The organism is Rhizobium sp. BK312 (genome assembly GCF_014193605.1).
In the GTDB taxonomy this organism is placed as follows: Bacteria; Pseudomonadota; Alphaproteobacteria; order Rhizobiales; family Rhizobiaceae; genus Rhizobium.
This window is the reverse complement of the sequence record NZ_JACHZP010000002.1, coordinates 428,164-451,400: the sequence shown is the minus strand read 5'-3', so window position 1 is coordinate 451,400 and position 23,237 is coordinate 428,164. Positions and strand designations below refer to the sequence as shown.

Annotated in this window: 21 protein-coding genes; 7 read left to right on the top strand and 14 right to left on the bottom strand. The window is 60.6% G+C overall.

What is annotated here, in order from left to right:
- Positions 1-248 precede the first annotated feature (248 nt).
- From FHT85_RS06760 to FHT85_RS06750, 3 genes are read left to right on the top strand one after another with little or no spacing between them, the layout of a single operon-like run.
- Positions 249-1,730: a DUF4173 domain-containing protein gene (locus tag FHT85_RS06760; RefSeq protein ID WP_112410398.1), complete on the top strand. Its 1,482-nt coding sequence runs from the start codon at positions 249-251 to the stop codon at positions 1,728-1,730.
- Positions 1,731-1,775: 45 nt separating this feature from the next.
- A complete protein-coding gene (locus FHT85_RS06755) occupies positions 1,776-2,480 on the top strand; it encodes a response regulator (protein WP_112410397.1) in 705 nt (234 codons plus the stop codon).
- Positions 2,480-3,493: a sensor histidine kinase gene (locus FHT85_RS06750; protein ID WP_112410396.1), complete on the top strand. Its 1,014-nt coding sequence runs from the start codon at positions 2,480-2,482 to the stop codon at positions 3,491-3,493. Before FHT85_RS06755 ends, FHT85_RS06750 begins: the two co-directional genes overlap by 1 nt.
- Before the next feature lie 96 nt (positions 3,494-3,589).
- Here the strand turns inward: FHT85_RS06750 and FHT85_RS06745 are convergent, their stop codons facing one another.
- The 3 genes from FHT85_RS06745 to FHT85_RS06735 form a co-directional block, all read right to left on the bottom strand.
- Complete coding sequence (locus FHT85_RS06745; protein ID WP_112410395.1) at positions 3,590-6,985, bottom strand: acyl-[ACP]--phospholipid O-acyltransferase; 3,396 nt, start codon at positions 6,983-6,985, stop codon at positions 3,590-3,592.
- Between the two features lie 90 nt (positions 6,986-7,075).
- Positions 7,076-7,357, bottom strand: coding sequence for a YiaA/YiaB family inner membrane protein (locus FHT85_RS06740; RefSeq protein ID WP_112335778.1), 282 nt, complete (start codon positions 7,355-7,357; stop codon positions 7,076-7,078).
- 43 nt (positions 7,358-7,400) lie between these two features.
- Positions 7,401-8,090 (bottom strand): PspA/IM30 family protein, encoded by a 690-nt coding sequence (locus tag FHT85_RS06735; RefSeq protein WP_112410394.1) that lies wholly within the window; start codon positions 8,088-8,090, stop codon positions 7,401-7,403.
- Between the two features lie 111 nt (positions 8,091-8,201).
- Between FHT85_RS06735 and FHT85_RS06730 the strand changes: the two genes are divergently transcribed.
- Positions 8,202-8,810, top strand: coding sequence for a TetR/AcrR family transcriptional regulator (locus FHT85_RS06730; protein ID WP_112410393.1), 609 nt, complete (start codon positions 8,202-8,204; stop codon positions 8,808-8,810).
- A gap of 9 nt (positions 8,811-8,819) precedes the next feature.
- On the opposite strand, the gene FHT85_RS06725 is transcribed toward FHT85_RS06730, so the two are convergent.
- The 8 genes from FHT85_RS06725 to FHT85_RS06690 all read right to left on the bottom strand — a co-directional run bounded on the left by FHT85_RS06725 (position 8,820) and on the right by FHT85_RS06690 (position 16,117).
- Positions 8,820-9,566: a polysaccharide deacetylase family protein gene (locus FHT85_RS06725; protein WP_246779895.1), complete on the bottom strand. Its 747-nt coding sequence runs from the start codon at positions 9,564-9,566 to the stop codon at positions 8,820-8,822.
- Between the two features lie 342 nt (positions 9,567-9,908).
- Positions 9,909-10,169: a cell division topological specificity factor MinE gene (gene minE, locus FHT85_RS06720; protein ID WP_015343376.1), complete on the bottom strand. Its 261-nt coding sequence runs from the start codon at positions 10,167-10,169 to the stop codon at positions 9,909-9,911.
- Positions 10,166-10,981 (bottom strand): septum site-determining protein MinD, encoded by an 816-nt coding sequence (gene minD, locus FHT85_RS06715; protein WP_095437032.1) that lies wholly within the window; start codon positions 10,979-10,981, stop codon positions 10,166-10,168. The genes minE and minD overlap by 4 nt, the downstream gene beginning before the upstream one ends.
- Positions 10,982-11,010: 29 nt before the next feature.
- Positions 11,011-11,742: a septum site-determining protein MinC gene (gene minC, locus FHT85_RS06710; protein ID WP_112335782.1), complete on the bottom strand. Its 732-nt coding sequence runs from the start codon at positions 11,740-11,742 to the stop codon at positions 11,011-11,013.
- A gap of 314 nt (positions 11,743-12,056) precedes the next feature.
- On the bottom strand, positions 12,057-12,473 hold the full coding sequence (locus FHT85_RS06705; RefSeq protein ID WP_112410391.1) for an organic hydroperoxide resistance protein: 417 nt from the start codon (positions 12,471-12,473) through the stop codon (positions 12,057-12,059).
- Between the two features lie 418 nt (positions 12,474-12,891).
- Positions 12,892-14,214, bottom strand: a complete 1,323-nt coding sequence (locus tag FHT85_RS06700) for a sensor histidine kinase (RefSeq protein ID WP_112410389.1) — start codon at positions 14,212-14,214, stop codon at positions 12,892-12,894.
- Positions 14,211-14,951 (bottom strand): response regulator, encoded by a 741-nt coding sequence (locus tag FHT85_RS06695; RefSeq protein WP_095437036.1) that lies wholly within the window; start codon positions 14,949-14,951, stop codon positions 14,211-14,213. Before FHT85_RS06695 ends, FHT85_RS06700 begins: the two co-directional genes overlap by 4 nt.
- A gap of 113 nt (positions 14,952-15,064) precedes the next feature.
- Positions 15,065-16,117 carry an alpha/beta fold hydrolase gene (locus tag FHT85_RS06690; RefSeq protein ID WP_112335785.1) on the bottom strand — a complete coding sequence of 351 codons (1,053 nt, stop codon included), beginning with the start codon at positions 16,115-16,117 and terminating at the stop codon, positions 15,065-15,067.
- A gap of 359 nt (positions 16,118-16,476) precedes the next feature.
- Between FHT85_RS06690 and FHT85_RS06685 the strand changes: the two genes are divergently transcribed.
- The 3 genes from FHT85_RS06685 (at position 16,477) to FHT85_RS06675 (ending at position 19,768) form a co-directional block, all read left to right on the top strand.
- Positions 16,477-18,249, top strand: a complete 1,773-nt coding sequence (locus tag FHT85_RS06685) for a cytochrome c biogenesis protein DipZ (protein ID WP_112410388.1) — start codon at positions 16,477-16,479, stop codon at positions 18,247-18,249.
- A gap of 49 nt (positions 18,250-18,298) precedes the next feature.
- Complete coding sequence (locus tag FHT85_RS06680; RefSeq protein WP_112335787.1) at positions 18,299-19,057, top strand: alpha/beta fold hydrolase; 759 nt, start codon at positions 18,299-18,301, stop codon at positions 19,055-19,057.
- Between the two features lie 216 nt (positions 19,058-19,273).
- Positions 19,274-19,768, top strand: a complete 495-nt coding sequence (locus FHT85_RS06675) for a cytochrome b (protein WP_112335788.1) — start codon at positions 19,274-19,276, stop codon at positions 19,766-19,768.
- A 20-nt stretch (positions 19,769-19,788) separates the two neighbouring features.
- Here FHT85_RS06675 and solA read toward each other — a convergent pair whose 3' ends face one another.
- Genes solA through FHT85_RS06660 form a run of 3 tightly spaced genes read right to left on the bottom strand, consistent with a single transcriptional unit; the run spans position 19,789 to position 23,217 of the window.
- On the bottom strand, positions 19,789-20,937 hold the full coding sequence (gene solA, locus FHT85_RS06670; protein ID WP_112410387.1) for an N-methyl-L-tryptophan oxidase: 1,149 nt from the start codon (positions 20,935-20,937) through the stop codon (positions 19,789-19,791).
- 1 nt (position 20,938) lies between these two features.
- Positions 20,939-22,444 (bottom strand): histidine ammonia-lyase, encoded by a 1,506-nt coding sequence (gene hutH, locus FHT85_RS06665; protein ID WP_112410386.1) that lies wholly within the window; start codon positions 22,442-22,444, stop codon positions 20,939-20,941.
- Positions 22,441-23,217 carry an ABC transporter ATP-binding protein gene (locus FHT85_RS06660; RefSeq protein ID WP_015343389.1) on the bottom strand — a complete coding sequence of 259 codons (777 nt, stop codon included), beginning with the start codon at positions 23,215-23,217 and terminating at the stop codon, positions 22,441-22,443. Before FHT85_RS06660 ends, hutH begins: the two co-directional genes overlap by 4 nt.
- Between the last annotated feature and the right edge of the window lie 20 nt (positions 23,218-23,237).

Sequence of the window (23,237 nt, the reverse complement as noted above, 5' to 3'; positions counted from 1 at the left end):
CGACTTGCCCAATTTTCCTGAAGAGCTCCTTAGCTTCTGCACAAATTCTGCAAAGGCGGACGCCATCGTCGCGCCATGAACAACACGCCCGAGACAATCGCAATTCCACCCGCCCGCCTGCCACGCAGTCTTCTCAAGGAAGGTTGGTGGCTGGAGGACGATCGTCAGCCGCCAGCCGATCCGCCGGTTCAGGAAGCCAGGATCATACCCTTCGCCTTGGCCGAACATCCCTCACGGAGCCGATACCGATGAGCCTATCCGATACGCTTGCCCTTCCCGCAAACGCCACAAGCAGTCCCTATCGCAAACTCCTCACATTCATTTCCCTTATCGCCCTGGCCGACATTCTTCTCTTCGACGAGGCGCCGGGTGTTAATCTCTTTCTCTTCGCCAATGCCGTCGCCGCCGGTCTGATGATTTCCTCCAGAAGAAGGCAATCGATTCCAAAGATTGCAGCCTTTGTGATCCTTTGCCTCGTTGCGTCAGCGCCACTTGTCGAGACCGCATCCTGGATGGGCATCAGCACTAGCCTGCTTGGGCTTTGCTTGATATCGCTGGGTGTCGGCGGATTGCTCCCGCGGCAATCGACGCGCTTACCATCGGCGCTGCTCCGTTTCCTGCTGGATCTGCCGGTGCGGCCCTTCCGCCAGGCGAGCTATCGCTGGCTGCGGCGGCTGCAGAAGCCAGCGCCAGACGGTGTTCGACATCATCTGCGCGGCTGGATCATGCCGCTCGCGTTTGCCGCCGGCTTTCTTGCTCTTTTCGCTATGGCCAATCCGCTGATCGACAAGACGCTGCGCAGCATCGACCTCACTTTCCTGCTGCAACTTCTGAGCATGTGGCGCATCGGTTTCTGGCTCGTCGTTGCAGCCCTTTTATCGGTGTTGCTTCATCCACGCCTGAAGCGCCGCCGTCACCATCGCGAAGGGGGCGCAGCGATCACCACCAGGATTGAAGATGGACTGTTCGGCCATGCCGCATTGCTGCGCTCGCTTCTGGTCTTCAACGCGCTGTTTGCCGTGCAGACACTACTCGATCTCGCCTATCTCTGGGGCGGCGCCAGCCTGCCCGATGGCATGAGTCATGCCGAATACGCCCATCGCGGCGCCTATCCGTTAATACTCACCGCAATCCTCGCTGCCATCTTCGTGCTTGCCGCCATGCGGCGTGGCGGACCGGGCGACAGAAGTCCCCTGCTTCGCGGCCTGGTACTTCTCTGGATCGCGCAGAATATCCTGCTCTGCCTTTCCTCCATTCTGCGGCTCGATCTCTATGTCGAAGTCTATTCGCTGACGGAGCTGCGCGTTGCGGCCGGCATCTGGATGGGCTTGGTCGCAGCCGGCCTCTTCCTCATCCTCCTGCGCATCCTGCTTCGTCGCTCCAACGAGTGGCTGATCGCCTTAAGCTCCGCAATGCTGGTTCTCATACTCTATGCCGCCGCATTCGCCGACATTCCCGCCTTCATCGCCCGCTTCAACGTTGCCCATAGCCGCGAGATATCGGGCGAAGGCGTCGTTCTCGATCTCGATTATCTCTCGACGCTTGGCCCTGCCGCCATTCCGGCACTCGACACCTATCTGGCATCGCTGCCTGCCGACGTGAATGCTCGCAAGGTGCGCGAAGCACTATTATGGCAGTATGTCAGACGCTTGCACGCTTGGCGAAGCTGGACCTATCGCGATGCTCGTCTCGGTGCTTACCTCAAAAATGATGCGACCCTTGTCAGATGAGGCCGAAACGAAGACAAAGAGCAGAATAACCAGAACAGGCACTACATGGCACCGCGCATCCTCGTCGCCGACGACGAACCGAATATTCGCGACGTGATCTGCTTCGCGCTCGACCGCGCCGGCATGAAGACGACGACCGCGCGCAACGGCACAGAGGCCATGATGGCCTTTCACAAAGGCGGTCTCGATCTGATCGTCCTCGATGTTGGCATGCCCGACATGGATGGGCTGGAAGTCTGCCGCCGCATTCGCAAGGCATCGAACCTTCCGATCCTCTTCCTGTCGGCGCGCGACGAAGAAATCGACAGGATTCTGGGTCTGGAGATCGGCGGCGACGATTATGTCACCAAACCCTTCAGTCCGCGCGAGCTGGTTGCCCGGGTCCGCACCATCTTGAAGCGAAGCGGCCATGGCTCGGAGCCGGATGCGGCCAATGGCTCCGTATCCGCGGGATCTCTGCGGCTCAATCGCGGTAGCCGCACCGCCAGTTTCGCCGATGTGCCGCTCGCCTTGACGGCGCTCGAATTCTCGATCCTCGAGACGCTGCTCTCGCGCCCCGAGATCGTCTTCAGCCGCGATCAACTGATGGAAGCGGCCTATGGCGCTGACATGCAGGTCGCCGACCGCACTATAGACAGCCATATCCGCAATCTCCGTGCCAAGCTTTCGGCCGTTGGCGGCAAGGGCATCATCGCCACGGTGCACGGCGTCGGCTTTAAACTGACATCGGCTACAGAAGGAAAGGCTTGATGCGTACGCCGCGGGTGAAGTCGAAATGGCGGCCGCCGCTCGCCCTCATCGTCTACGCGGTGCTTCTGACCGTGATGATGCTGCCGATGCTCACGATCATCTGGTTTCGCGTCGTGCGCGCCGCCTCCGGCGCAATGGCGCCGGCGGAGATCGCCACCCTCGCCGCCGTTCTGATCCTTACCCTCATCGTCGCCTACGTGCTGACGCGCACGCTGACTACGCCGATCAATGCCCTGATTGCCCGGACCGAGGAGATCGCCCGCGGCGGACGCTCCGCGATCCGGCCGCTCGAGATCTACGGCACGCGCGAGGTCGCAACGCTTTCGCAGAGCTTTCTCGATCTCGCCGGCAAGTTGGTCGACCATTCCGATTACGTCCGCTCCTTCGCCACCCATGTTTCCCATGAGCTGAAATCGCCCCTCACCTCGATCAGGGGAGCGGCAGAGCTGCTGCGTGACGATGACGATAGAAACCCGATGAGCCCGGAGCAACGCAACCGCTTCCTTACAAACATCATCGCCGACACCGAACGGCTGGATCGGCTATTGTCGCGACTGCGGGAGCTGGCAAAGGCCGAGCTTCCATCCCAACAGGGCTCCAGCAGCCTTCGCGATATCATTGCCCAGTTGGAGATGCAATTTCGCCAATTGACGACCATCTATGAAGGCAGCGCCGACGAGACGCTGGCTTTGCCCAGCGAGGCAGCCGGCATTATTTTCGCCAATCTGGCGGAAAATGCCGTTCAGAACGGCGCGACAGACCTTGCAATCAAGGCAAGCGGCGAAGGGCGGGGGATATCGATCCAAATTCGCGACAATGGTCGCGGCATTGCCGATGGCAATCGGGAGCGCATTTTCGAACCCTTCTTCTCGACGCGCCGGGACGATGGCGGCACGGGCATGGGGCTCGGCATCGTCAGAGCCATGCTCGCTTCCCACGGAGGCACTATCGAGTTGCTTGACAGCAGCGGGGACGGGACGACGTTTCAGATCATCCTTCCCGTTGCCGCCTGAACGGAGATGGCGCACTCGGCCATAAACTGGCGGCAACAGCGAACAGGCGGCCGAAGGCTGAAACCATCGGCCGCTCCACTATTTCGAGATGTGAGCCTACGCTGCCTCTGACTGCGCTTGAGCTTCCAAAGCCATCGCACGCGCGGTGACAAAATCGACCTTGCCGGAACCGAGGACTGGTACCTTGCCGACGGTCACTTCGGCGGGAACCATCATTTCTGTGGCGCCCTTCGATTTGGCGAAGGCCAGGAAATCGCTTCTAGTCGCACCCGGCGCATCGGTCAGGAGCACGAGGCGCTCGCCCTTCTTGGCATCGGGTACGGACGAGACAACGCTGAGGGCACTCGGCCAGAGCCGTGCCGCAAGTGTTTCTACAGCAGCAAGCGAGATCATCTCGCCGCCGATCTTGGCGAAGCGCTTGGCGCGGCCGCGGATCTTGATGAAACCGTCTTCGTCGATGGTGACGATGTCGCCGGTATCGTGCCAACCCTCCGGTAGCGGTTCGAGAACGCCGGGATTACCGGCGCGCAGGTAGCCGGCCATGACGTTGGCGCCACGGATGAGAAGGCGGCCGCCCTCATCGATGCCGGGAACCGGCTCGAGCTTCCATTCCATGCCCGGCATGATCTTGCCGACCGTTCCGGTGCGGTTGTACATCGGCGTGTTCAGCGAGATCACCGGGGAGGCTTCGGTGACGCCATAGCCTTCCAGGATGCGCAGGCCGAATTTCTCCATATAGACCTCGCGGGTCGATGCCTTCACCGGCTCGGCACCCGAGAAGATGTAGCGGATCGATCTCAGGTCATAGGGATGAGCGGTGCGGGCGTAGCCGTTCAGGAATGTATCCGTGCCGAAGACGATGGTGGCGTTTGAGACGTAGATCAGCTCCGGCACGATGCGATAGTGCAGTGGCGAGGGATAGAAAAACACCGGCACGCCCGAGACCAGCGGTAGGATCGTGCCTGCCGTCAGGCCGAAGGAGTGGAACATCGGCAGGACGTTAAACACCTTGTCGCCGGGGTGGAAGTCGATGCGCGAGGCGGCCTGGGCGGCATTCGAGAGGACATTACGGTGCGTCAGCACCACGCCCTTCGGCGCCCCTTCCGAACCGGAGGTGAAGAGGATGACGGCCGGATCGTCGGCATTGCGCCTCACCAACGGCCGATACTTGCGCATGAGGCCGACGATCTTGTCGAAGAAGGTGATCTGCGTGCGCAGTTCATCCAGCCAGACGAAGGCCACATGCTTTTCGAGCTCCTCGACCACCGGGCCGAGTTTGGCCTGCGTGATGAAAGCGCGCGAGCAGAGCACATGCTTGACCTCCGCCGCCCGGCAGGCGGAGAGGATATTCGCAGCACCCGCCGTGAAGTTCAGCATGGCCGGAACCTTGCCCGCCGACATGACACCGAGCACGGTTGCAGCCGTACCGTTGGCGTTCGGCAGCATCACGCCGAGCGTCTTCTCGTTCGGGAACATCTTCTTGAACTTCGCGCCCAGCACCGCGGCACCTGTCAGGAGCTTGGCATAGGAGAGCTTGCCGGCGATCGGGTCCTCGACGGCGAGCTTCTTGCCGCCATATTCATGGGCGCTGTCAATGACGCGGCCGAGGACTGTATTGTTGGTGTCGGCGGTGCGGAACATCAGCGTCGACATGATCTGGTAGAGCGCAGCGCCGGCGGCGATACGGCGCTTTCTGCCCTTGAGCTCGGCGGGAACATCGAGCTTGACCGGCTCGAGGATCGTCACCTTGACCTTGGGGAAGAGACGGCGGCGAACGTGGCTCGACGTCAGGTAGGAGGCGTAGCTCTTTTCCAGTCCGTCGATGCGGACGGGAACGATCATCGTGCCGGTCTTGTCGGCGACCATGGCAGCACCGTCATAGACCTTCATCAGCGTGCCGGTGACGGTCAGGCGCCCCTCGGGGAAGATGCCGACCGGGCTGCCGTCCTGAATGACCTTGATCAGCGAGCGCGTTGCCATCGGCTTGGTCGGGTCGAGCGGCAGGAACTTGCACATCTTCAAAAGCGGCCGCATCCACCATTTCCTCGCGAAGGCATAGTCGATGGCGAAGACAGGCTCTTCCTCGGTGATGGCAAGCGCGAGTGCGCCGTCCAGCAGGCTCACATGGTTGAGCGCGATGATCGGCGCGGGGCCTGCCTTGCGTATGTTTTCCAGACCTTCCACTTCAAGCCGCATGAAGGCGCGGAAGATGATGGAGATTAGATCGCGGAAGGCGTTGGTCGGCAGCATTTTCAGCATCAACCAGGCAATCGCGATATTGAGCACTGAGATGCTGAGAATGATGACCGGGATCGACAGACCCACGGCTTGAAGCACGGCGACAAGCGCCAAGCCCACAGCGATAAAGAGCGCGGAAAGCACATTCGATGCGCCAATGACGCGGGCGCGGCGATCCTCATTCGCCCAGCTCTGCATGGCCGAGAAGGTCGGAACGGCCAAGAAAGCACCGCCGATCGCCATGCCGGCCAGATCGATGGCGACACGGATCGTTTTCGGTCCGGCAAAGAAGGCAAGAATGGTTTCGGCATGGCTGGCTGATTGCAGACCCCAGAGGTTCCAGCCGAGATCGAGGCCGAAGAGAGCGACGATCAGCATGCCGATGGGCGCCGGCAAAAGCACGATGCGGCCGGCAGCCATCCATCCGGCAATGGCCGAGCCGATGGCAACCGATATGGCGAAGATCGCAAGATAAGCTGGAACCACGATTTCCGAGCCGCCGAGAATGTCCGTGACCATGACCGGCAGCATCGACATGATGAAGGCGCCCACGAACCAGAACCAGCAGTTCATCAGCGACGCCCGCCAGATGCGGCCATCGGTGCGAAGCTCGTTGACCAGCCTGTAGCTGGAGCGCATGACATTGGTGTCGACGACGAGATCGGGTGCCTTGGAGCCGGTCGCAGGAATCATGCGGGCGGCAAACCAGCAGAGGATCGAAAGCCCCATCATCATCGGCCCGAAGATCCAGACATTCTCGCCCTCGCGGAAGGCGACGGCCGCGACCATCGTGCCGGTGAGAATGGCGATGAAGGTGCCGCCCTCGATCCAGGCATTGGCCTTGGGGAGATCCCGGTTTGCCAGATGATCGGGCAGGATGCCGTATTTGATCGGCCCGAAGAGCGAGGAAATGACGCCGAAGCCGAAGAGGGCGAGCATCAGGATCCAGATCGAGGAGAAGGCGATGCCGACGACCGAGATCGCCGCCACCAGGAGTTCGCAGCGCTTCAAAAGCTCCGCCATTCTGGCCTTGTCGTATTTGTCGGCAAGCTCACCGGCAATCGCCGACAGGAGCAGGAACGGCACGATGAAGATGCCGCCGGCAAGTGTGACCAGCGCCGCGCCCTCCGTCGCCATCTGCGCGAGAATAACGAAAACCAGAGTCTGCTTTAAGAAGTTATCGTTGAAGGCAGTCAGGAATTGCGTCCAGAACAGCGGCGCGAACTTCCTCGATCTCATCAGGTGCGTTTGCATGGCGTATCCCTCATTCGGCCAACAGGACGCCACAGAGTTGTTACGCAAAGGTTGAGCGCGGATACAACTCTATGGCGTCGTTAATAAAGATTAGTCCTGACCGTCACGATTGAACTTAACCAGAAGCTTTTCCGTACGGGCATCTTCTACCTTGCGGATCAGCTTGTCAGCCTCGCTGTTGTCACGAACGGTCTTGGTGACGTTGACCGCCGTCTGCACCAGCATCAGAATGCCCATGGCGAGATAGCCTTTGCCCCAGAGATCGATCGGCATCATGTAAAGGCCGACGAGGAGCATGAAAGCGGCGGCGGCAAAAGAAATGTAGGAGAAGCTGACCCAAGCCTGGGAATGTTTCTGGAAGCTGTCATTCATGATCGTATCCTCTCAATTATCTGATTTGTTTGGTGTCTTCGTTTCAGGCTGCTGAATTCAAGCGTTGGCGCAGGCGGGCAAGCACGTCGTCGGCGGAAGGGCCGAGCGGTGCGCCGCAGCCGGCATTGGCGAGTTTTTCGATGATATGGGTCTGCCGGCTCGCGGCATCCATTTCCTTCATGGCCGAGGCTGCGATCTCGCAGCGGCTCTGGTAGGCTTGAAGACGGGCGAGCGTCTCCTCGGCGTCGTCGAGCGTCGCCAGGCCGCAATTGTCGTCGCAGGCGGCATTGAGCTTCTGTGTCTGCTCGGTAGCCCGCGCCAGGCGCTCGCCGCGCTGCAATTCCTGCAGCCGTGCTTCCGATGTGCGAACGGTTGCCTTGAGTTTGCCGATCGTCTGAGTGAATTGCGCCTGCGCCTTCTCGGAAGCATCCCGCTCGGCTTCGAGCTGGGCGATCGCCTCGGCCGCCTCCCGCGCAAGTTCGTCGCTTCCCTTCTGGAGGGCGGCAACGGCGCGCGTTTCCAGGTCCGCAATGCGGCCGATGATCGCTGCGTGCCGGTTCTTTTCCTGCTCATTCTGCGCGACGGCAATTGCCACGGCCCGCCGTGCCGACTGGATGGCGCTGGCCGCCTCGCGGATCTGCTGCGCCAGCAAGGGTACCGCATTGCGATCGATGAACGCCTGTTCCGCATCATAGGCCCGACCGCGAATGAGCGTCAGAATTGAATTGAACATTTGTCGTCTCCCGTTTATGAACGATGTTCATGAAACGATGTATGCCAGAACCATGAACGCTGTTCAAGAATAATTTTGAACAGCGTTCAAAAAATCGAATTGGAATAGTTAATGGCGAGAAAAACCCTGGAAAAGCGCGAGGATCTGAAGCAGCGGCTGATCGAGGCGGCGCGCAATCGCATCGCTGCCGACGGGCTCTCAAACCTGAGGGCGCGCGATGTCACCCAGGATGTAGGCTGCGCTCTCGGAGGTCTTTACACTGTCTTTGCCGATCTCGACGACCTCGTCATTCACGTCAATTCGGCAACGCTGAAGGCGCTTGAGGCATCGCTGGCGCTGACAGAGGTTCGGGACCATACGCCGGCCGACCGGCTTCGCAATCTCGCACGCGGTTATCTGCGCTTTGCAGTCACCCATCGCAATCTATGGAAGGCGCTCTTCGACCATCGGCCTCCGGATGACCGCCCCAGCCCCGAATGGCACCTGGAAGAGCATATGTTCCTGATGGGCGTTGTTGCCGAGCCGCTCGCGGAGTTGCAGCCGAACATGTCGGAGACGGCGCGCGCCATCCGCGCGAGAACCCTGTTCGGTGCCGTGCATGGCGTCGTCAGCATCAGCCTGGAGGGGCGTTTCGTCGGTCTGCCGATCGAAAGCCTGGAACAGGAACTCGACGACTTCATCCTGACGGTCGCAGCCGGAGCGACGGCACGACAAGGCTAGTCTGCGCTTTTACAGTTTCGAAGGCGCATAATTCCTGATGTCGCCGAAAGCGTAGCCACGATCCCGCAGCTTGCGGATCAGCGACTGCAGATTTTCGCGGCCGTTGAACTGGTCCTGAAACATCTCGTCATGCATGAGCAGGATCATCTTGCCCCGCTGCGTGAAACGACCGTACTGGAAAAGATGATCGATCTCATTGACGAGATGGTCCACCGATTGAACCGGCTTGCCGTCGTCGCTGTGCACCCACTCGAAATCCCAGCCGTAGAGATAGAATCCCGCTTCGGCGACGAGCTCGTAATCCAGCCATTCGCGCTCCCATTGGGCAACGTTGATGGAAAGATCCTCCCTCGATACGGTCGGAAGCCGGAAGACGTCCCTGCCCGGCAATCGCGCATTGACGATCGGCGTCAGACCAAGCACTTCATTGGCATGAAGCATGTCGGCGACAACGGCCTGGGTGTTGGAATAGTATCGTCTGTAGCGATTATTGGCGTGGCTGTAGCTGTGATTGCCGACGGTTACCAGCGGCATGGCCTTGGCCTCCGCCAGGAGATCGCGCCCTGCGGGCATGGTTTCGACATGCTGGCCGACCATGAACATGGCGGCGGGGACATTTTCCTGGCTCAGCACGGAAAGAATGTTCTTCGTTCCAGGCAAGGGCCCATCATCGAATGTCAGAAAGATCGTCCCGTCCGCCGCGCGAGCGGAGCCGGCGCAGGCCGCAGCCAGGATGCCGGCGAGCAGCCATCTCAAGACCGCGTTCCTTCGATGATTCAATCCGCCCAAGCCAGCCGCCTCCCCGTATCGTCGCCGCAAACTGGCACATCGCATGGAACAAGAAAAGCGCCGCGAGCACGACAAAAAGCAAAGGGCACTCTACCCATTTCTGGGGAGCGCCCTTGCTTTTTAACCCGGACAGCGAACGCCGGCTCGACACAGAAATGTCAGCGCGACAGGCCATCGATACAGGTGATGATCCGCAGATAATCGCGAATCGCACCCTTTGCAAGAGCCGGCTGCGAAAATTTTTGCTATTCTGCCACACGAGAGTTCCATGTGACAGAATTCGCACATTTGACGGGCGTTGATCCCTCGTCAGGCCGCCTTCAAGGTCGCATCACGCGGGATCTCCACGTCGATCTCCAGCATGGAGACATCCTTGTCGCGATCCATCTTCACCTGCACCTTGTCACGATCGACCTGCACATGCTTGGCGATGACGGCGAGGATTTCCTCTCTCAGCACGGATACGAGATCCGAGCCTACGGAGGCGCGTTCGTGGGCAAGAAGGATCTGCAGACGCTCACGCGCCATCGGTGCAGATCTCTGCTTGCGGAACAGTCCGAAAATGCTCATGCGGCCCTCCTTGCGAAGATTTTGCCGAAGATACCCCGCTTTTCGCCGGGGATGGTGATCGGCACCTGCTCGCCGGCAAGGCGGCGTGCGGCGTCGAAATAGGCAAGCGACGGTGCACAGCGCGCATCGGCAAGCGTGACCGGCGAGCCGAGGTTGGAGGCGCGCAGGACATCAGTGCTTTCCGGAATGATGCCGAGCAGCGGAATGGAGAGGATCTCCAGCACGTCGTCGACCTTCAGCATGTCGCCGCGTTCGGCGCGGCCGGCGTCGAAACGGGTCAGCAACAGATGCTTTTCCATGCGCTCGCCGCGCTCGGCCTTCAGCGTCTTGGAGTCCAGCAGGCCGATGATGCGGTCGGAATCGCGCACCGACGAAACTTCCGGATTGGTGACGACGACGGCGACGTCGGCATGGCGCATGGCAAGGGTGGCGCCGCGCTCGATACCGGCCGGGCTGTCGCAGATGACCCAATCGAAATAGTTCTTGAGCTCGTTGATGACGCGCTCGACACCTTCGGGCGTCAGATTGTCCTTGTCGCGGGTCTGCGAGGCCGGCAGGAGGAAGAGCGTCTCCAGCCGCTTATCGCGGATCAGCGCCTGCGGCAGCTTGGCGTCGCCATGAATGACGTTGACGAGGTCATAGACCACGCGGCGTTCCGCCCCCATGACCAGATCGAGATTGCGCAGACCGACATCGAAATCGACGACGACGACCTTTTCGTTTCTCTGTGCCAGAGCCGCCCCCAATGCGGCCGTCGAAGTCGTCTTTCCAACTCCGCCCTTGCCTGATGTGACGACGATTACCTTGCCCATCTTGCTCTCCTGTTTTGGCCGGCTTCGGCTCAGATTAGTTTTTCGGCCATGATCGTTTCACCATCCAGCCAGAGCTGGACGGCTTGTCCCCTGAGGCCGGGTGATATGTCTTCGGCCATCTTGTAAATGCCATCGATCGCCAAAAGCTCGGCCTCGAGCTTTCGGCAGAAGATTCGCGCCGAGGCGTTGCCGATCGAGCCCGCCATGGCGCGGCCGCGCAGGGCGCCGTAGATGTGGACCGATCCACCCGCGATGACTTCCGCGCCGGACGCCACGGAACCGATGACCGTGACATCGCCTTCTGGAAAGATCACCGACTGCCCCGAACGCACCGGCTCGCGGATGATCAGCGACTGCGTGACCGGCCGGACTTCCGGCGGCGGCGCCTTGGGCTCGCTGTTGCGGCGCTCCACGACCGGCTCGGCCTCGGAAACCTCGAAATCAGCAGCCGGGCGCCCACCCTTCAGGATCGGCGGCATGCCGGGGCCGGCGATCGACGGGCGACCGCCCTCGATACCCATGATGCTGACATTGCGGGCCGAAAGCTCAGCAATCAGCTCCTTGAGCTGCGCCTTGTCGATCGGCAGGTCGGTGATATCGAGCACGACCGGCCGCCCCAGAAAGAAGCCGGCCGAACGGGCTGCGAGGTCGTCAAGCCTGATCAACCACTGGTCCAGCGGAAGATCCGGCGAAAGCATGACCGCAAGAAAGGAGCGGCCCTTGATACGGATCGAACGAGCGTCTGTTAGCACTTTGGTCATCTATGTGAATAAATCGTTGATCCTGTGTACCGCTCATATGGTTAACAAGTGGTTAACGCGAGGCTCCATTCGAGCCCGAACCGCCCCATAAAACAGCGATGCTCGCGAGTGCCGAAGGCTCGTTGGAGCTGGGGTCGTAGACGCATGGAGCGGCGAAAATCGCAGCTCCTGCAAGGAGAAGAATGATGGGACGCATAGGATCCTCCATGCGCAAAGCAGAGGCTGCCTTGCTCGATGTCCAACGTGACAAAAATTAACGATTCGACGCGCCGCACCTTCCGGAGCGGCGCGCTAGATCGACGCTTGGGTGATTCTCAGGCGAGCTTCAGCTCGACATTGATGTTGCCGCGAGTGGCCTTCGAATAAGGGCAGGTCTGGTGGGCTTCTTCGACCAGCGTGCGGGCGAGCTCCGGCTCAATGCCGGGCATGCTGACGGTGAGCCGTGCCTGCAGGAAGTAAGCGCCTTCGGTCATGCCCAGGTCCACTTCGGCATCGACTGCAAGATCGGCCGGCAGCTTGATCTTGCGCTTGCCAGCAGCGAGGCCCATGGCGCCGATGAAGCAAGCTGACCAGCCGGCTGCAAAGAGCTGTTCGGGATTGGTGCCGGCATGGGCACTGCCGGGAGGCGAAAGCTTGACATCCAGCTGATTGTCATCGCTGCGGGCCGAGCCGTCACGGCCACCGATGGTGTGGGTCTTGGCGGTGTAGAGAACCTTGTCGATCTTGGTCATGGAACACTCCTTTGTTGCGTTGCCCGCTATGTTGTGGCGCGGGGCAACGTCTGTTGACGGAGTTGTTTTTGATGGATCGACGTATCCGGCATGTTTCCGGAAAAGCCGGAAGTGTTACAAAACGTAGGCCTTAACGGGCCGGATACAAATGCTTACAAAGATCCTGAAAATCGAAGTAGGGGCTAAATACTAGCGGCCAGAAAACTGAACATTCCGTTCGACGCTAATGATCATCCTTTTTCGGCTTTGGCCAGACTGAGCGGAGTGCCTCGAAAAATTGCCTTAAAATGATAACCCACTCTCCTCCCTTCAGAGCTCTCACCATGTCATCCACCGTTCCGGGTAGCTTTTCTTTCTGCTCGACCTTGCCATTTTCATCGTCCTCTTCCATCCTGAAGAACAAGCGCCGGTAGGGTGATCAAGAAATAACGACTTCTGCCGCCAGGCCACCGCCTTCGCGGTTATAGAGCCTGACGGAGCCGCCGAGCGTCTGGGCGAGCTGCTGGGCAATCGCAAGCCCAAGCCCGGTGCCGCCGGTGTTGCGGTTGCGCGATTGCTCCAGCCGGAAGAAGGGCTGCATGGCCGCCTCTATCTGGTCTTGCGGAATGCCGGGACCGCGATCGAGGACGGTGATCGCAATTTGTCCGGTATTCCGGCGCTCCACGGCGATTTCCGCGGCATCGGCGAATTTCAGGGCATTGTCGATGAAGTTGGTGAGAATGCGGCGAAGCGCATGCGGCTTCGTCGTTGCCGTCCCCTGGATGAGCCCAAGAATCTCGACGGATTTGCCGGTGTCCTGATAGTCGTAGCTGATGCTCTCGATAAAGGATGCAAGGTCGATGCGCGCGCTTTTCTCGCCGTTGCCATGGGCGCTGCGAGCATAGGCGATCCCGTCCTGAACCAAACGCTCAATCTCGCCGAGGTCCTGCAGCAACTTGGTTTTTTCCGGCGAATCATCAGCGATATCGGCGCGCAGGCGCATGCGGGTGATCGGCGTCTGCAGGTCGTGGGAGATCGCCGCAAGGATCTGCACGCGCTCTTCGAGATAATGCGCAATTCGATCCCGCATGGCATTGAAGGCTCTTGCAGCATGCGCCACTTCGCTCGGCCCTCGGTCGCTCAAGGCCGGGCTCTTCTTGTTGGGATCGAGCGCATCGGCCGCGGCGGCAAGCTCGGCGAGCGGACGCGTGGCCTGTCGGACGGCAAACCAGGTACAAAGGACGATCAACAGCATCTGGACAACGAAGACATAAGGTAGCCAGGCCGCGATCGGCATGACACCCTTTGGCGTAACATCGATCGTCAGCGGGCTGCCATCGCTCAGATTGAGATGTGCCTGCAGCCGCGAGATGGGTCCCGGTATTGCTTCCATGTGGATCGGAAACCGATGACCGACTGCATCCTCTATCTTGGCGGCGATCTCCGCGCCATGGGCGGAGGTATCGGGCACGCCGGGCAGGCCATTGCCTAATTCGAAGTTGTAATTGCCGCGGCTGAGCCAATCGACGAAATTCGCTCTCTCATCGGCCGGCAACCGGTCGAGCACCGCGATCGAGGTCGCGACGTCGTTTTCCAGCGTGCCGAGCATGACCGCCTTTGCCGACATGTAGCGCTCGATATAGAGCACGCTGAAAGACAGGCCGTAAGCGATCGCAAGCCCCGCCAGGAGGATCAGCGAAATGCGTGCACGCAGGGTGCTAGGCCACCATGACGGGCGACCTGAAAGGTCGATCACAGTCATGGACGAAGCTCCGCAATTTCCACCGGCACGGAGAAGACATAACCTTCGCTGCGCACCGTCTTGATATACATCGGCTCTCGCGCGTCATCCCCCAGTCGCTGGCGGAGACGGCTGACAAGCAGGTCGATGGAACGATCGAAGAGATCGGCATCGCGGCCTTGTGTCAGATTCAGAAGCTGATCACGATTGAGCACCCGCTGCGGGTGATCGATGAAGACGCGCAGCAGGCGGTATTCCGCGCCGCTGAGTGTGATCTCCGTGCCGTCCTTGTCCAGCAGATGACGCCCGACCGTGTCGAGCCGCCAGTCCCCAAAGACCAGCAATTGGCCGGCCTCGCTGATCTGCAGATTGGGCGGCAGCATACGGGTGCGGCGCAGAACCGCCTTGATGCGGGCAAGCAGCTCGCGGGCGGCGAAAGGCTTGGCCAGGTAATCGTCCGCGCCCATTTCGAGGCCGAGAATGCGGTCCATCTCGTCGCTGCGCGCCGTCAGCATGAGGATAGGCGTCGCCTTGTGCTTTCCGGCGCGAAGCTCGCGACACAGCACCAGCCCGTCGTCGCCCGGCATCATCACGTCGAGCACGATCAGATCGACCGAATTGGCCTCAAGGAAACTGCGCATCTGGCGGCCATCGGCAGCCGTCGTCGCTCTTAGCCCATTCTTCTTCAGGTAGCTCGACACCAGCTCCCGGATTTCCCGATCGTCATCAACGATCAGAATATGGTCGACATGATCCATCTTGATTTCCCACTCATCATCGTAAGCATCAAGCTACGAATATTCATCCCTTGTGGCGCCAACGGCTAAGGGCGACAGCTTACGCCGGCGCCCTCCCGCACGCTACCGCCGAACTAGAAACGATCAACATCTATCACAGCCTGGGCGAAGGCTTGCGGTGCTTCCTGGGGAAGATTGTGGCCGATGCCACCGGTGATCGTGCGATGCTCATACTTGCCCGAGAACTTGCCGCGATAGGCCGCGGGTTCCGGATGCGGCGCGCCGTTGGCGTCACCTTCCATGGTGATGGTCGGGATCGAAATCACCGGGCCGACGGCGAGCTTCTTTTCATAAGCATCGAACTTCGCCTCGCCTTCGACGAGACCGAGACGCCAGCGGTAATTGTGGATGACGATATCGACATGGTCGGGATTGTCGAACGCGGCAGCCGACCGATCGAAAGTGGTGTCATCAAAGGCCCATCGCGGCGAGGCGGTTTGCCAGATCAGCTTTGCGAAATCGTGCCGATTTTCCTGGTAGCCGAGACGGCCGCGCTCGGTGGCGAAATAGAACTGGTACCACCAGGCGAGCTCTGCCTTTGGCGGCAGCGGCTTGCGGTTGACCTCCTGGCTGCCGATGAGATAGCCGCTGACCGAAACCAGCGCCTTGCAGCGTTCCGGCCAGAGAGCCGCCATGATATCGGCGGTGCGGCCACCCCAGTCGTAACCGGCAACGACGACCTTTTCGATCTTCAGCGCATCAAGAAGCGCAATCATATCGACGGCAAGTGCTGCCTGCTGACCGTTGCGCGGCGTGTCCTTCGAAAGGAAACGAGTGGTTCCGTAGCCGCGAAGATAGGGAATGATGACGCGATAGCCGGCATCTGCCAAAAGCGGCGCGACATCGACGAAGCTGTAAATGTCATAGGGCCAGCCGTGCAACAGCAGCACGACGGGGCCGTTGGCCGGACCGGCTTCGGCGTAACCGACATTGAGCACACCGGCTTTGATCTGCTTCAGCGCGTCGAAAGAGGTGTGGGTGCCGGCCTTAACGACGGGGAGGGTCAATGTGGAAGCCTTTGTTTCCTGCGCACCGGCGATTGCAGGCAGACCGAATTCAGCGGCGGCAACGGCGATGGCCGCCATGCCAAAAAAACGGCGGCGGGTGTGGTTGATTTCCTCGGACATCTGTCTCTCCTGTAGATTGGATCGTGAGCCCAAGAAAGCCAGCCACATGTATCTCCGATGTGTCGCAGGCAGCAGCCTTTTGAATATCTGTGTAGCTTCAGGCCGCACAGATACAGTCTGATACAATCCAGGCCCCTTTCTCCGACCGCAGAGGCAAGCAGCTGCGCCACATGCGAAATCGCACCCAAATCGGCCAGTTTGTATCGCAATGTATCGAAACGGGGAACGTTGACGTTTCGGTACATTCTCCCATCCACTCAGACACATTCGAGATACGTCGCTGCCGACAGATAGCGTCACTGCTCAGCACGGCACGTCGCCGTTCGCGGCTAGCCGATCGTTTTTAAAGGAACAAGACGATGACGCTTCTCATCATTGCCTATCTCGGCGGTGCGCTGACGATCCTCAGTCCGTGCATCCTGCCCATCCTCCCCTTCGTCTTTGCCCGCGCCGGACAGCCCTTCGTCCGAAGCACGCTGCCCATGCTGGCTGGCATGGCGCTCACCTTTGCAGTTGTCGCGACCCTTGCCGCGGTCGGCGGCGCCTGGGCGATCCGTGCGAATGAATATGGTCGCCTCGCGGCAATCGTGCTGCTCGGCCTCTTCGGCCTGAGCCTGATTTCACCCCGCATAGCGACAGCGCTTTCGCGGCCAGCCGTCAATCTCGGCAACAACCTGCTGAACGCCGCCGACGCTCAACGCGCTACGTCGAGCGTCCGAAGCTCCTTCGTACTCGGCATTGCGACTGGACTGCTCTGGGCGCCGTGCGCCGGCCCGATCCTCGGGCTGGTCCTGACAGGCGCGGCCTTGAAGGGCGCCAATCTGCAGACGACCTTCCTGCTGCTTGCCTATGGCGCCGGTGCCGCGACCTCGCTTGCTATTGCTCTCTTTGCCGGCGGCAAGATTTTTGCCCGCATGAAGCAGTCCCTCGGCGTCAGCGAACGCATTCGCCAGGTCGCAGGCGCGGCTGTTCTGGCCGGCGTTGCCGCCATCGCGCTCGGCCTCGATACCGGCCTGCTCGCCCGCCTCTCCTATGCAAGCACCGGCTCCTTCGAACAGGCTTTGCTCGAGAAGCTGCACCCCAAGACCTCAGCCCCGGAGACCGAGGTTGCCAGCAACAGTGCCATGAAGATTGCCACAGACGCGGCACGTCCATTCCACAGCGATCTTCCGATCGAAGGCCCCGCCCCCTCGCTCGACGGCGCCGTCACATGGCTGAACTCTGAGCCACTGACGACGGCCGGACTTCGCGGCAAGGTCGTCCTCGTCGACTTCTGGACCTATTCCTGCATCAACTGCATCCGCACCATCCCCTATGTTCGTGCCTGGGCGGAAAAGTATAAGGATCAGGGTCTCGTCGTGATCGGCGTCCACGCTCCGGAATTCGCCTTCGAAAAGAACGTAGACAACGTCAAGAAGGCGATCGCCGACTTTAAGATCGGCTATCCGGTCGCAATCGACAACGACTATCGCATCTGGCGCGCCTTCGAGAACAATTACTGGCCGGCCCATTACCTGATCGATGCCAAGGGGCAGGTCCGCTACCAGCACTTCGGCGAAGGCAATTATCGCCAAACGGAACAGGCAATCCAGGACCTTCTTCGCGAAGCAGGCAGCAATATGGCCCAAAACGGCCCGGTCGTTCCGGATGCGAAGGGCGCGGAAGCAAGCCCCGACCTTGGCCATATCCGCTCCGGCGAAACCTATGTCGGCTACAACCAGGCAACAGGTTTCGTCTCCCCTGAAGGCCTTAAGGCCGACACCGCCGCCGACTATTCCGTTGCCAATCCCGGCCTCAACCAATGGGGACTGGCCGGCATCTGGACAGTCGGGTCCGAGCAGGCGACGCTCAACAAGGCAGGCGGCGGCATCAGCTATCGCTTCAGCGCCCGCGACCTGCATCTCGTCCTTGGTCCCTCGGCGGACGGAAAACCGATCCGTTTCCAGGTGACCGTGGACGGAAAGGCGCCCGGCGCTGACCACGGTTCCGATATCGATGCCGACGGCAACGGCACCGTGACTGCCACCAAGCTCTACCAACTCGTCCGCCAGTCCGGTGACGTCACCGCACACAACTTCGAGATCCGTTTCCTCGATCCCGGGGTGCAGGCCTACGCCTTCACCTTCGGCTGAAACTTCCCCTTTACCCCAAGCATGAACCTCAACACACAGGAGTTACATCATGAAGATCCGTTTTCTTTCCATCGCCGCGCTCGGGCTTGCCGCAAGCACTTTCGCCTTTGCGGTGCAGGCAGCCGAGATTAAGAATATCGTCATCGTCCACGGCGCGCTGGCCGATGGCTCGGGGTGGCGCAAGACCGCCGACATCCTTGAAAAGGACGGCTTTAACGTCACGGTCGTGCAGGAACCCATCACCTCGCTTGCCGACGATGTCGCCGCCACCAATCGCGTGCTCGACCTTCAGAACGGCCCGAGCCTGCTCGTCGGTCACAGCTATGGCGGCATGGTCATCACCGAAGCGGGCAATCGCCCGGATGTCGCGGGCCTCGTCTATGTCGCCGCATTTCAGCCGGACAAGGGCGAAAGCCTGATCAGCCTTGCGAGCTCGAAGCCTGCAGGCAGCATGAACATCCGCGAAACCAAAGACGGCCAATATCTTTATCTCGATCCCGCGACATTCGCCGCCGACTTTGCAGCCGACCTGCCGAAGGATGAAGCCAGCTTCCTGGCGAAATCGCAGGTCTTCGCGTCGAAGGCGGCTTTCACCACCAAGGTTGGCGACCCGGCATGGAAAACGAAGAAGAGCTGGGCCATCGTCGCAACCAATGACCGTTCCATCAATCCCGAGCTCGAGCGCGACATGGCAAAGCGCGCCGGCAGCGACGTGACCGAAATCAAGGCAAGTCATGTCGTCTTCGCCTCGCAGCCGGAAAAGGTGGCCGCCGTGATCGAGAAGGCGGCCAAGGACGCCGGCAAGTAAGGCAATCCGAGCGGCGGCTTCATGAACGAGGGGCCGCCGCCTATCCTTATGCGGGATCGCAGCGGCTGGCTTCGATGCCCGAGCCTAGAGGCAATAAAAGAGATCGAACCCTAGCTTTATATGAACAGGTAATGAAATTTCATTGCGGGAGGCACGTTCAGGTTCCCGTTAGAATCATGTCCTACCTTTAGAATAATTCCAATCTAAGGAGGCACGATGTCTGCAAGATCCGCCTATTCCGTTCCGCAACGCGTCCTTCATTGGCTCATGGCGCTGCTGATCTTCTTCAATCTCTTGTTTCCGGATGGGATGAATGCATGGCGGCGCCTTATTCGTCATGGCCAGGTGCCGACGCCAGCCGACATCTCCAGCGCCAATATTCACGCCTATGCCGGCATTGCTGTCCTGTTGCTCGCCGTCCTGCGCCTTGCAGTCAGATTTTCGTCCGACGTCCCCGCGACGCCGGATGGCCAGCCTGCCTTCCTGCACTACCTCGCGCAGCTGACACATGTCCTGCTCTATGTGCTGATCTTTGCAATGCCGCTGTCGGGTATCGCAGCCTACTATCTGGGGATCGATACGGCGGCATTCGTTCATGGCGGACCAATCAAGTCCCTGCTCTGGATCGTCGTCGTCCTTCACGTCCTCGGCGCACTCGTCCAACATTTCTATTTCCGATCGGACGTGCTGCGACGCATGACGATCGGTTGAATTGCGCGCGAGATTGGTGGCTATATTCCCAGACCGCCAAAATGCTTCTCGAAGGAAAACAAGGCGGTCGGAAACGCGCTTCCGCCTTCCAGCGCCAAATCCGCAAGGATTTCGCCGATCACGCTCGTAAACTTGAAGCCATGGCCGGAACAGGCCGACGAGACCACCACATTCGGCTGTCCGGGCACCCTATCGATGAGAAAATCCTCGCTCGGCAGCATGGTATAGCGGCAGGTGGTCGCCCGCCCGCGAAATGAGGCTGCATTCGGTAGCCGCTTGCGAGCAAAATTGTCGAGCAGATCGGTGTCGGTATCATTCACCGGCGGATTGGGAAGGGTCGGGTCAATCGGCTCACGGAAATGCGCATGGCGGCCGATCTTCACACCATCGACCCCGATGGCCGGGAAGCCGAAATAGGAACCTTCCGCTCCTTCATCGCGCAGGAAGCATGGCATGCGTTGCGGTTCGGCAACGAAGCCATCCCTCGGCTGATACCAGGCAACCACCTGCCGGATAGGCTGGGCATGCGCCTTCAGCTGCGGCACAAGCTCGGCAATCCACGCGCCGGTTGCGACGATCACCTTGCGGGCGCGATATCGCCCAGTTGAGGAAACGACGGTCACGCCCGTATCGTCTGGCTCGATCGCGATGACGCGCTCGCCGAAATGCAGGACGGCACCGTCTTCGGCTGCAAGCTTCAAATAGCCCATGATCGCTGTTTCAGGCCTGACATAGCCGCCCTGAGGATCGAGCAGGCCGACCTCCCCGTCGTCCAGCGCGAAAGCCGGAAAGCGGCGTTTCATGGCGTCGCGATCGAGTATCTCATTCGGCAGGTCGTGCATGTCGCAGGAAGCGCGCGTGCCGCTGACGATCTTGCTGTCGGGCGTGCCGATCTGCAGGACACCTGTCACCGTCAGGATTTCGGCCCGCAGCCTTGCCTCCAGCGAGCGCCAGTTTTGATAGGCACGCTTCAGCAAGGGAACATAGGACGGATCTTCGAAATAGCCGAGGCGGATCAGGCGGCTATCGCCATGCGAGGAGCTGAGGGAATGAGCGGGGAAATGCGCCTCGATCCCGATCGCCTTTGCACCGCGCGCCGCTGCGAAAGACAAGGCTGCACTTCCCATCGCGCCGAGGCCGACGACGGCAAGGTCGAATTCCGCAGTCATTTCATGCTCCAGTTTGGTTTTCCGCAGGCGGCGCGGTCTTGGCGATCATGGCCCGCAAGGCTTCCATATCCGCATTCAAGGGACGATCGTCGCCATAAACGGGCACGCATGAACGGACAGCTGCGTGGATGCGCTCCGTTCCTGGCGCTCTGGCACCCTTCGAAACGAGGAAATCATGTGCCTGCGCCGCCGCCATCAGCTCGATGGCCAGGATATATTCGGCATTGTCGAGGATCGCGAGCAGCTTGTTGGCCGCCGCGGTCGGATGGGCCAGGAAATCTTCCTGAAGGCCGGAGGTCAGGCCGCCGTCGAGCGATGCCGGTGCGGCGAGCCGCCGGTTGTCGTTGCTCAGCGCCGCTGCCGTGTATTGCGCGATCATGAAACCGGAATGGCTGCCGGCGTCGCTTGCAAGAAACGGCGGCAGGCCGCTGACCAGCGGATTGACAAGGCGATCCGTCCGGCGTTCGCTCATCGCGGCGATCTGTGCTACCGCGATTGCCAGACTATCGGCTGCCTGCCCAAGAGCGGGCGCCACAGCATGCGCCTCGGAAGAGACAACCGGCTGCTCCGGCGTGCCTGAAACAGCCGGATTATCCGTGACCGAAGCGAGTTCCTGATCGACGATATCGGCCGTCTGTTCGAAGACATCCCAGGCCGCGCCATGGGCGTGGGGGACCGACCTCAGGCTCAGCGCATCCTGCGTCCGCCGGCCGAGGGCAGCCGCAACGAGACCGCTGCCATGCAGGCGACTGCGCAAGCTGCGCCCGACCTTGGCGATGCCAGTCGATGGGCGCAGCGCCAGTACCTTCTCATCAAAAGCCGCCATCTGGCAGCCAACGGCTTCCAAGGTCAGCGCGGCGATGGCATCGGCCCAATCGAGCAGGTGCTCGGCACGGGAGACGGCAAGCGCCGACAATCCCGTGGCGCAGGCCGTGCCGTTGACGAGGCTCAAGCCCTCCTTGGCGCCGAGCACCAGGGGAGGCAGGCCAATCGCCGCGAGCGCCTCGGCACCGCTCATCGACTTGCCTTTCACGACAGCCCTGCCCTCGCCGATCAGGACGAGCGCGGTATGGGCATTGTGCGTGAGATAGCCGGCTGAGCCTTTAGACGGGACTTCCGGAATGCAGTTATGTTCGAGAAACGCGGCCAGATGCCTGATGATCTCGGGCCGCACACCGGAATAGCCATGGGCGAAATTGGCGATCTGCGCCGCAATAATCGAGCGCACCTCGCGCGCCGGCAAAAGCGGACCGACACCGCAGGCGTGGCTGAGAATGATATTGCGCGACAGCCGGCTCTGTGAATCGCGATCAACAACCGTATCGGAAAGCGCGCCGACGCCGGTATTGACGCCATAGGCGCGCACGCCCGTTTCCACGATACGCTCGACGATGCGGCTTGCCTGAGCAACGCGCTCCCAGGCAGCATCGGAAAGAGACAAGGGTTCACCGCCGCCGACGCGGGCGATGTCGCGCCAGGATAGCGGCCTATCGATCGTAACGGTCATTGTCCGTTTCCGAAATGACCGATGAACTGGCGAAAGGCCGGCGAGGCGCCGCCGCCGAACATCTCATCCGGCGTGCCGGTGCTTTCGACAAGCCCTTCCTTCATGAAGACGACGCGGTTGGAGACATTGCGGGCGAAGCTCATCTCGTGGGTGACGACCAGCATGGTCATGCCTTCCTCGGCAAGGGCGCGCATGACGCGCAGCACTTCGCCGACGAGTTCCGGATCAAGCGCCGAGGTCGGCTCGTCGAACAGCATAACCTTCGGCTTCATGGCCAACGCACGGGCAATTGCCGCGCGCTGCTGCTGGCCGCCGGAGAGATGCGCGGGATAGGCATGACGCTTGTCGGCAATGCCGACCTTCTCCAGAAGCGCTTCGGCCTCGGCAATGCATTCCGAGCGTGAGCGCTTCAGGACATGCACTGGCCCTTCGATGACATTCTGCAGGATCGTCATGTGGGACCAGAGATTGAAGCTCTGGAAGACCATGCCGAGTTCGGAGCGAATATGATCCACCTGCTTATGGCTTGCTGGGTAGCTCTTGCCATTCTTATGGATCATGCGGATCTGCTCGCCATCCACCCAGATCTCGCCATCCGTGGCGATTTCGAGGAGGTTGATGCAGCGAAGGAAAGTCGATTTGCCCGAGCCGGAAGCGCCGAGCAGCGAAATCACATCGCCATCCTGAGCATCGAGGGAAATGCCGCGCAAGACTTCATGAGTACCGAAGCTCTTGCGGATGTTGCGGACGGAAAGTCGGGTGACACCTGGCATGATTTGCCTGCTCCAGTAAG

Excerpts from the sequence above, each read along its gene's own strand:
- FHT85_RS06755 (WP_112410397.1), top strand. The coding sequence starts at position 1,776 with ATGGCACCGCGCATCCTCGTCGCCGACGACGAACCGAATATTCGCGAC.
- FHT85_RS06690 (WP_112335785.1), bottom strand. The coding sequence starts at position 16,117 with ATGTCCGAGGAAATCAACCACACCCGCCGCCGTTTTTTTGGCATGGCG.
- FHT85_RS06660 (WP_015343389.1), bottom strand. The coding sequence starts at position 23,217 with ATGCCAGGTGTCACCCGACTTTCCGTCCGCAACATCCGCAAGAGCTTC.
- FHT85_RS06750 (WP_112410396.1), top strand. The coding sequence starts at position 2,480 with ATGCGTACGCCGCGGGTGAAGTCGAAATGGCGGCCGCCGCTCGCCCTC.
- FHT85_RS06695 (WP_095437036.1), bottom strand. The coding sequence starts at position 14,951 with ATGGATCATGTCGACCATATTCTGATCGTTGATGACGATCGGGAAATC.
- solA (WP_112410387.1), bottom strand. The coding sequence starts at position 20,937 with ATGACTGCGGAATTCGACCTTGCCGTCGTCGGCCTCGGCGCGATGGGA.
- FHT85_RS06705 (WP_112410391.1), bottom strand. The coding sequence starts at position 12,473 with ATGACCAAGATCGACAAGGTTCTCTACACCGCCAAGACCCACACCATC.
- minC (WP_112335782.1), bottom strand. The coding sequence starts at position 11,742 with ATGACCAAAGTGCTAACAGACGCTCGTTCGATCCGTATCAAGGGCCGC.
- minD (WP_095437032.1), bottom strand. The coding sequence starts at position 10,981 with ATGGGCAAGGTAATCGTCGTCACATCAGGCAAGGGCGGAGTTGGAAAG.
- hutH (WP_112410386.1), bottom strand. The coding sequence starts at position 22,444 with ATGACCGTTACGATCGATAGGCCGCTATCCTGGCGCGACATCGCCCGC.
- FHT85_RS06675 (WP_112335788.1), top strand. The coding sequence starts at position 19,274 with ATGTCTGCAAGATCCGCCTATTCCGTTCCGCAACGCGTCCTTCATTGG.
- FHT85_RS06680 (WP_112335787.1), top strand. The coding sequence starts at position 18,299 with ATGAAGATCCGTTTTCTTTCCATCGCCGCGCTCGGGCTTGCCGCAAGC.
- FHT85_RS06730 (WP_112410393.1), top strand. The coding sequence starts at position 8,202 with ATGGCGAGAAAAACCCTGGAAAAGCGCGAGGATCTGAAGCAGCGGCTG.
- FHT85_RS06700 (WP_112410389.1), bottom strand. The coding sequence starts at position 14,214 with ATGACTGTGATCGACCTTTCAGGTCGCCCGTCATGGTGGCCTAGCACC.
- FHT85_RS06745 (WP_112410395.1), bottom strand. The coding sequence starts at position 6,985 with ATGCAAACGCACCTGATGAGATCGAGGAAGTTCGCGCCGCTGTTCTGG.
- FHT85_RS06760 (WP_112410398.1), top strand. The coding sequence starts at position 249 with ATGAGCCTATCCGATACGCTTGCCCTTCCCGCAAACGCCACAAGCAGT.
- FHT85_RS06685 (WP_112410388.1), top strand. The coding sequence starts at position 16,477 with ATGACGCTTCTCATCATTGCCTATCTCGGCGGTGCGCTGACGATCCTC.
- minE (WP_015343376.1), bottom strand. The coding sequence starts at position 10,169 with ATGAGCATTTTCGGACTGTTCCGCAAGCAGAGATCTGCACCGATGGCG.
- FHT85_RS06740 (WP_112335778.1), bottom strand. The coding sequence starts at position 7,357 with ATGAATGACAGCTTCCAGAAACATTCCCAGGCTTGGGTCAGCTTCTCC.
- FHT85_RS06735 (WP_112410394.1), bottom strand. The coding sequence starts at position 8,090 with ATGTTCAATTCAATTCTGACGCTCATTCGCGGTCGGGCCTATGATGCG.